The organism is Cohnella laeviribosi DSM 21336, assembly GCF_000378425.1.
Taxonomy (GTDB): Bacteria; Bacillota; Bacilli; order Paenibacillales; family Paenibacillaceae; genus Cohnella; species Cohnella laeviribosi.
This window is the reverse complement of record NZ_KB899840.1, coordinates 40,488-47,491: the sequence shown is the minus strand read 5'-3', so window position 1 is coordinate 47,491 and position 7,004 is coordinate 40,488. Positions and strand designations below refer to the sequence as shown.

Below are 7,004 nucleotides of genomic sequence, written 5' to 3'. Positions count from 1 at the left end.
CGTCCAGTAATTGATCTATGATTGCAAGCTCGACCGGCAACTTTCTAACAGATTCCGGGAGAATGGCATCCCAGATGGTCAATTGCTCGTCTCGAAGTTTCAACATTTTCTTCACCTCTTGGAAGGATTCCCGAGGGCTTCTGTTGAACTCCTATAGCAAAGGAATTCTTCCCTCGGGGTGTGGAACTTTGTTATCTCGTCAATAACAATTTCCATTTTGAGGTGCTGAATTCCTTTTAATTATGCTCAAAACACCCTGACTTTTTCAGGGGAAACTAGCTATGTATTAATCACAAACGATGTATCTACCATAAATATATATACTGCAACCGATGAGCAACCGTAGTCTATGTAGAGCCGTACCTCCGCCCTTACAACCGACCATTGCGCCTGTACAACCAACCTTTGCGCCTGTATAACCTTTGCACCTGTACAACCTTTGCGCCTATGTAACCGTACCTCTGTGCCTATACAATCGTATCTTTTCGCCTATAATGGAAAAATCCAACCAAATGCGCCGATCAGGCACCGGGAGCCGGTCTATATTGGATATATCCAGTCTTTTGGTCCGCAAAAGCCGAATAAGCAAGTATCTCGGGCCATTTCAGTGGAGAAAATCCAACATACGGTCCGGAAAGGAGCGAAAGGAGCCGGCATCCTGCCGAAAATCCAATATAGCCGCTCGGGGTCATGTGAGGTACCGGACGGACTACATGAAGGGTGAGCAACAAGACTGGCGATAAAGAAGCGTACTGAGCGGACTTCATGACGGGGCAGCGGCAAGGCTGGCGGCAAAGAAGCGTACTGGACGGACTACATAACGGGTCGGCAGCGAGGCTGGCGGCAAAGAAGCGTACTGGACGGACTACATAACGGGTCGGCAGCGAGGCTGGCGGCAAAGAAGCGTACTGGATGGACTACATGGCGGGACAGCAGCAAGGCTGGCGGCAAAGAAGGGTACTGGACGGACTACATGACAGGGCAGCGACGAGGTTAACAGCAAAGAGGCGTACTGGACGGACTACATGATGGGTCGGCAGCGAGGCTGGCGGCAAAGAAGGGTACTGGATGGACTACTTGGAGGTGCACACTGCCGTACCCGGGGCGGCCCCTCCGGGCGGAGCTCACGTTAACCGGCTTTAACGCGCGGAGTTCCCGTCTGTTCCCTTCTTCAAGCCGAACGGCAACGCGGGTTCGCCCGTTTGAAGGCGGGTCCGCCCGTTAGCCGGAAGGGGCCCAACATAGACGGTTCAGCAGCCATCCCGAACACGGCCCTAAAAACACATGGGTCAGCCGTAAACAAAACGCGTTCCGCGGGCGCACCTGCGGAACGCGCGAACCGTCACGGCTTCCTGACCGGAAACTTCGGCTGTTGCCCGGAAAGGACGCGAATGACTTCCTCCGCGGCCATGCGGGCCATGCGGTAACCGGCCTCGACGGTATTGGAGCCTACATGCGGGGACGTTACGACGTTGGGGAGACGGACAAGATCGAGATGTAACGGAGGCTCGTGGATCAGCGTATCCAGACCGGCGCCTGCGATTTGTCCAGTCGACAGCGCTTCGTACAGATCTTCCTCGACGACCAGGTCTCCCCGGGCCGTGTTGATCAGGTAAGCCGTTTTTTTCATTTGCCTCAATGCGTCTTTGTTGATCATCCCGATCGTTTCGGGCAGGGCGGGCGCGTGCAGGGAGATGAAATCCGACTGCGCATACAGCTCCGGCAAGGTTACGTACTTGACGCCATATCGATCCACCAGCTCCTGGCGGACGTTCCTGCTGTACGCAATCACCTGCATATCGAAGGCGACGGCCCGCTTCACCACCTCCGTTCCGATCGCGCCCAAGCCGACGATCCCGAGCACTTTGCCTCCAAGTTCCGTGCCGGTGATGCGGTTCCAGCCGCCTTCTTTAACGCTCGCATTCATCTGCGGGATATGGCGTGCGACACACAGCATCAGGCTCATGGCCAGCTCCGCCACCGAACGGGTAGGAGCCCCCGGCGTAACGGTGACCGGAATCCCCAGACGGGTAGCCGCCTCCACATCGATGTTATCGTAACCGACGCCATACTTCGCGACGATTTTCAAGGTTGGCGCGCCTGCCTCCAGCACCTTTCCGGTCACTTCGTCGATGCCGGTAATCAGCGCATCCGCTCCCCGGATCAATTCCGCCAATTCCGACTCTTTCAAAGGCCGGCCCTCCGGATTCCAGACGATTTCCATGCCTGCGTTTTCCAACAACGCCTTCGCTTCTTCCGAACGGGAAAAAGAACGCGGCAATGCCAACACTTTTGCCATAATCAGATTTCCTCCTTAAAAAAATCCGCACTGCGCACGGTACGCCGATCAAACGCACCACGGTTCACCGATCAAGCATCCCTTGATCCGCCGAATAAACGCACAACAGTCTACCGCACTCTACCGATCAAGCGACCCTGGTTCACCGATCAAACGCACCATGGTACGCCGATCAAGCGATCCCTGGTTCGCCCAGCAATCGCACCCCGATAGGCCGAACAAACGCGATTCAGCCCCGGTTCCGCCGAAGCTTCCCCGGGGCCTTCCATCGCGCGTTCCGGAATCAGACCGCCACTTTCCGGCTCGGCACCGCATTCGACGGCGTTTTGACCGCGATGGTCATGACGACGGAAATGACCAGCGACAGCGCCATGAACATGTAAGACGCATCGGGCGAACCGGTCGCTCCGTTCAGGTAGCCGACGATGTAGGAACCCGCAAACGAGCCGAGCGCGCCGAAGCTGTTGATCAAAGCGGTTGCGCCGCCGGCGACGTTGCGCGGCAGCAACTCCGGAATAATCGCGAAGAACGGTCCGTACGGGGCATACATCGCGCCGCCGGCCACGACCAGAAGGGCGTAGGACAGCCAGAAGTTCGACACTCCGATCAGATAGGAACCGTAGAAGCAAACGGCGCCGACAAGAAGACAAATCCAGACCACGCCTTTGCGGTTCAACGTGCGGTCGGCATAGTAGGAAACGGCCAGCATGAGAATGACGGCCAACAGATAAGGGACGGAAGAAAGCCATCCGGCCGCCACAATGCCGGTATTGCCCGCCTGCTTAATGATCGAGGGGAGCCACATGACGAATCCGTAAACCCCGATGCTCCAGAAGAAATATTGAACGGACAGCATGATCACCTTCGGGTTTTTAAACGCTTCCCGGTAGTTTTTCACGGTTTTCATGCCCTTTTGTTCTTCCTGAAGCGCCTTTTCCACATCCTGCTTCTCGCTTTCGGACAGCCACTTGGCCTCCCTCGGCTTATCCTGAACGAGTTTCCACCAGAACAGCGCCCAGATCACGGAAGGCAGCCCTTCCAGGATGAACATCATGCGCCAGCCGAAACCATGCACCAGGTAGCCGGAAATGATCGACATCCACAGCACGGTCACCGGGTTGCCCAGGATCAGAAACGTATTGGCCCTGGAGCGCTCCTCTTTCGTAAACCAATGGCTCAGAAAAATCAGCATCGCCGGCATAACAGCGCTTTCCACCACGCCGAGGGTAAAACGGATCACGTACAAAAATCCGATGTTCGTAACCATCCCGGTTGCGGCCGCGCACAGCCCCCACAGGATCAGGCACCAGAAGACCAGTTTTTTGGCGCTTTTCTGGGCGGCGTAGGCGGCTCCGGGAATTTGGAAGAAGAAATACCCCAGGAAAAAAAGCGCTCCCAACAAAGACGACGCTCCGGCGGTAATCTTCAAATCTTCGGCCATGCCCGACGCCGCGCCGAAGCTGTAATTCGCCCGGTCCAAATAGGCGAGGCTGTACGTGATGAAGACAACGGGAATGATTCTAAGCCACCGGCGGGGTGCCAGTTTTTTCGTTTCCATTTGGTTTTCCCCCTATTGACGAATGCAGAATGAACTGATAAACGCTTCCAATTGAGGACGAGTCGGCAGCCCTTCCGAATCGCCCGCGGCCGTGACGGCCAACGCGCCGACGGCGTTGCCCCGGCGAACCGCTTCCCTGACCGGCAAGCCTTCCAGCAAACCGCTGATCAATCCGACCGCAAAGCCGTCCCCGGCTCCGACCGTATCCACCGCTTGAACCCGAAAGCCTTCGACGATGCCTTCTTCCGTCGGGGTGCGGTAGTAGGCGCCTTCCGGCCCCAGCTTGACCGCCACCAGCTTGACGCCCCGATCCAGGTAAAAGGCGGCGATATCCCGCGGCTCCGACCGTCCCGTCAACAGCTTTCCCTCGCCGATTCCCGGCAAGACCCAGTCCGCCCGGCAAGCCAGCGAATTGACGACTTCGATCATTTCCGCCTGGCTGCTCCACAGCCGCGGGCGGAGATTGACGTCGAACGATACGGTGCGGCCCGCCGCCTTCATGACGTTCAGCGCTTCGTATGCCAGCTCTCTCATGCTTTGCGAGATGGCGGGCGGTATCCCGGTCAAATGAAGGTGCTTGGCGCTGGTCAAAGTAGCCGGTTCTACGTCGGCAACGCACAGCGTGCTCGCGGCCGATCCTTTGCGGAAATAGTGCACCTGGGGATCTCCGTTCTCCACCTTGGACTTCAGTTGAAATCCCGTCGGGTACCGATCGTCCGTCATGACCATGTCCACCTCGACCCCTTCCTTGCGAAGGGACTCCACGATGAATTTGCCAAACGGGTCGTCTCCCACTTTGCTGATCCAGCGCACGTTGTAGCCCAGTCTGGCCAAGCCTATGGAAACGTTCGTTTCGGCTCCGGCCAACGCTCGGGTAAAATGCTCGACCTGATGCAGTTCGCCGGGGCGGTCGGCCATAAACATCGCCATCGCCTCGCCGAATGTTACGACATCGCTTGCTTTCATTCAACATCCTCCTATGCTTGCGCTATCATGGCCGCGTACCGCCGCAAAGCCTCGACCGTATCCTCGCCGCCGTCGACCGGAAATTCGATCGCCCGCGGCACGTCGCGGGGCAGCAAGGCGACGATGCGCCGCCAACCGCTGCCGGCTTCCTCCGGAAGAGGGACGGTTACCGTATCTCCGTTCACGGTTTCCACGTGCTTCAAGTGAACGTAAACGACGTACGGCCGCAAGGCTTCGGCCGCCTCCACTCCGTCCCACCCGGTCCAATGCCAGTTTCCGGCGTCGAAGGTCATGCCGACGGGCAATCCCGCTTCCCGGCAGTCCTCGAAGAAACGCTGAAGCTTCCGCACGTCGCCGCCGTGGGGCGTTTGATCGTTTTCCACCGTCAGCTTTAAAGCGCTTTCTTTCGGTACATGACGCGACCAGTAACGTTCCAGCTCCGTCAGATCGGATTGTCCCGGCCTGTAATGCCCGAGCGACACTTTCAGCCATGCCGCTTCAAGCGCGAGCGCCTCCGGAACGATGATATCCAGCATCTCCGCATTCAGCGAGCCGTTTGGATTCCATAGTTCGACCGGAGCGGAATAAGCGCTTACAAGCCGCTCGTCCTGAATCCGCCGCTTCAGAGCCGACAAATCCGGGGGATGTTCTTTAAAAAGCTCTCTCCGGATTTCAATTCCGTCGCATCCCGCCGCCTTGACCGCCGGAACGCAGGCTTCCTGTCCCCGGCGCACGGCGAGCGTCCCGAGAGACGACGTCGTGGCAAACACCTTCATCTCCAATTGCTCCTATCCCTTTGTTACCGAAAATTGTAAGCGTTTAATGGAATCGGTTTACGGAATCGGTTCCATTAAACGGTTTAAGGGAAGCCGTCTCCCCGAAAGACGGCTTCGGATGTGAACTTGCCGATTCATTTGCGCAAATGAAGTATGGTGGAATCGATTTACGGAATCGGTTCCACAACTTAAAATTACAACAAGGACGGGATCCTCGTCAATACGGTTTTTGTTATATTTTTTTTAATTGGGACGGGGTCGAACCTCTTACGATCAATTTTCCGGGCAAGGCGATGCGCTCCTTCTCGCCGTCGTCGCCGCCGAGCCGCTGCAGCACTTTCTCCATGGCCTTTTGTCCGATTTCATACGTAGGCTGTTCGACGGTCGTGATGCCCGAGCCGACCACAGGCGCCCAGTCCGAATCGTCGAAGCCCGCAATGCCCATATCTTCGGGAATGCTCAGCCCCCGCTTTTGCAAAGCGTTGATCAGCTTCAATTGCGTAATGCCGTTTACCGCAAACAGCATGCGGGATTGGCCGTCCGTTTCGGCGATAAACCGATCCAGTTGCGCCTCCAGTTGCTCGCTTTTCCGGATTTCGAACTCGTAAAGGTCTTTCGCGCTGGGGTGGTCGGCGTTCCGGAGAACGTCCGAAAAGGCGAGGAACCTTTCCGTACGCGAGCTGACATGCTTAATCGGCTGCGAGAAGAATCCGATTCGTTGATAGCCCTGATCCAGAAAAAAACGCGTCGCTTCGGACATCGCGCCGTAATTGTCCGTTCCCACCATATCGAAAGCCAAACCCGGAATTTCGCGGTCGATCAGGACGACGGGAATTTGCTCGTCCGCCATTTCGCTGAGGATGTCCTTGTTATGACCCGTCGGGTGGATAATCAGACCGTCAATGCGGTGGGCATGCATCATGGCGATATAATTTTTTTCTTTGACGGGATCGTTGTCGGTATTGCAGACGATGATGCTGTAGCCGTTCCTTGTGCATACGTCCTCGGCGCCGCGAAGCACGGACGTGGAATACGGATTGGAAATGTCGGCAAAAATCATTCCGATGGAATAGCTTCGAGCCTGGCGAAGGCCTCTGGCCATCCGGTTCGGCCTGTAACGGAGCTCCGCTATCGCCTCCTCGATCCGCTTGAGGGTGCCGGCGGATATCGACTTGTAATCTCCGCTTAAATAGCGGGAAATGGTCGTTTTGGACACGCCGGCGGCTTTGGCTACATCGGCGATCGTCGCTTTTTGCGGCGATTTGGGTGACTCGTTGATCGAACTCATGGCTTTTCCTCGTCTTACATCGGATTTTGACCGCTTGGCCTTGATGACGACCGCTTTCGTGCGGCCTTGCAGTACAAGTATAGCAAGATGATCCATTTGTTCCAAGTTCGGCTTGAT

Annotated in this window: 5 protein-coding genes; all 5 read right to left on the bottom strand. The window is 56.6% G+C overall.

The features are described from left to right. Positions 1-1,342: 1,342 nt before the first annotated feature. The 5 genes from F560_RS0117480 to F560_RS0117460 all read right to left on the bottom strand — a co-directional run bounded on the left by F560_RS0117480 (position 1,343) and on the right by F560_RS0117460 (position 6,887). Positions 1,343-2,299 (bottom strand): phosphoglycerate dehydrogenase, encoded by a 957-nt coding sequence (locus tag F560_RS0117480; RefSeq protein ID WP_019007059.1) that lies wholly within the window; start codon positions 2,297-2,299, stop codon positions 1,343-1,345. 283 nt (positions 2,300-2,582) lie between these two features. Beyond that, complete coding sequence (locus tag F560_RS0117475) at positions 2,583-3,857, bottom strand: MFS transporter (RefSeq protein WP_019007058.1); 1,275 nt, start codon at positions 3,855-3,857, stop codon at positions 2,583-2,585. Between the two features lie 12 nt (positions 3,858-3,869). Continuing rightward, positions 3,870-4,823: a sugar kinase gene (locus F560_RS0117470; RefSeq protein ID WP_019007057.1), complete on the bottom strand. Its 954-nt coding sequence runs from the start codon at positions 4,821-4,823 to the stop codon at positions 3,870-3,872. Between the two features lie 11 nt (positions 4,824-4,834). After that, positions 4,835-5,599, bottom strand: coding sequence for a sugar phosphate isomerase/epimerase family protein (locus F560_RS0117465; RefSeq protein ID WP_019007056.1), 765 nt, complete (start codon positions 5,597-5,599; stop codon positions 4,835-4,837). A gap of 232 nt (positions 5,600-5,831) precedes the next feature. Next, positions 5,832-6,887, bottom strand: coding sequence for a LacI family DNA-binding transcriptional regulator (locus tag F560_RS0117460; RefSeq protein ID WP_169449913.1), 1,056 nt, complete (start codon positions 6,885-6,887; stop codon positions 5,832-5,834). Between the last annotated feature and the right edge of the window lie 117 nt (positions 6,888-7,004).

Excerpts from the sequence above, each read along its gene's own strand:
- F560_RS0117465 (WP_019007056.1), bottom strand. The coding sequence starts at position 5,599 with ATGAAGGTGTTTGCCACGACGTCGTCTCTCGGGACGCTCGCCGTGCGC.
- F560_RS0117470 (WP_019007057.1), bottom strand. The coding sequence starts at position 4,823 with ATGAAAGCAAGCGATGTCGTAACATTCGGCGAGGCGATGGCGATGTTT.
- F560_RS0117475 (WP_019007058.1), bottom strand. The coding sequence starts at position 3,857 with ATGGAAACGAAAAAACTGGCACCCCGCCGGTGGCTTAGAATCATTCCC.
- F560_RS0117460 (WP_169449913.1), bottom strand. The coding sequence starts at position 6,887 with ATGAGTTCGATCAACGAGTCACCCAAATCGCCGCAAAAAGCGACGATC.
- F560_RS0117480 (WP_019007059.1), bottom strand. The coding sequence starts at position 2,299 with ATGGCAAAAGTGTTGGCATTGCCGCGTTCTTTTTCCCGTTCGGAAGAA.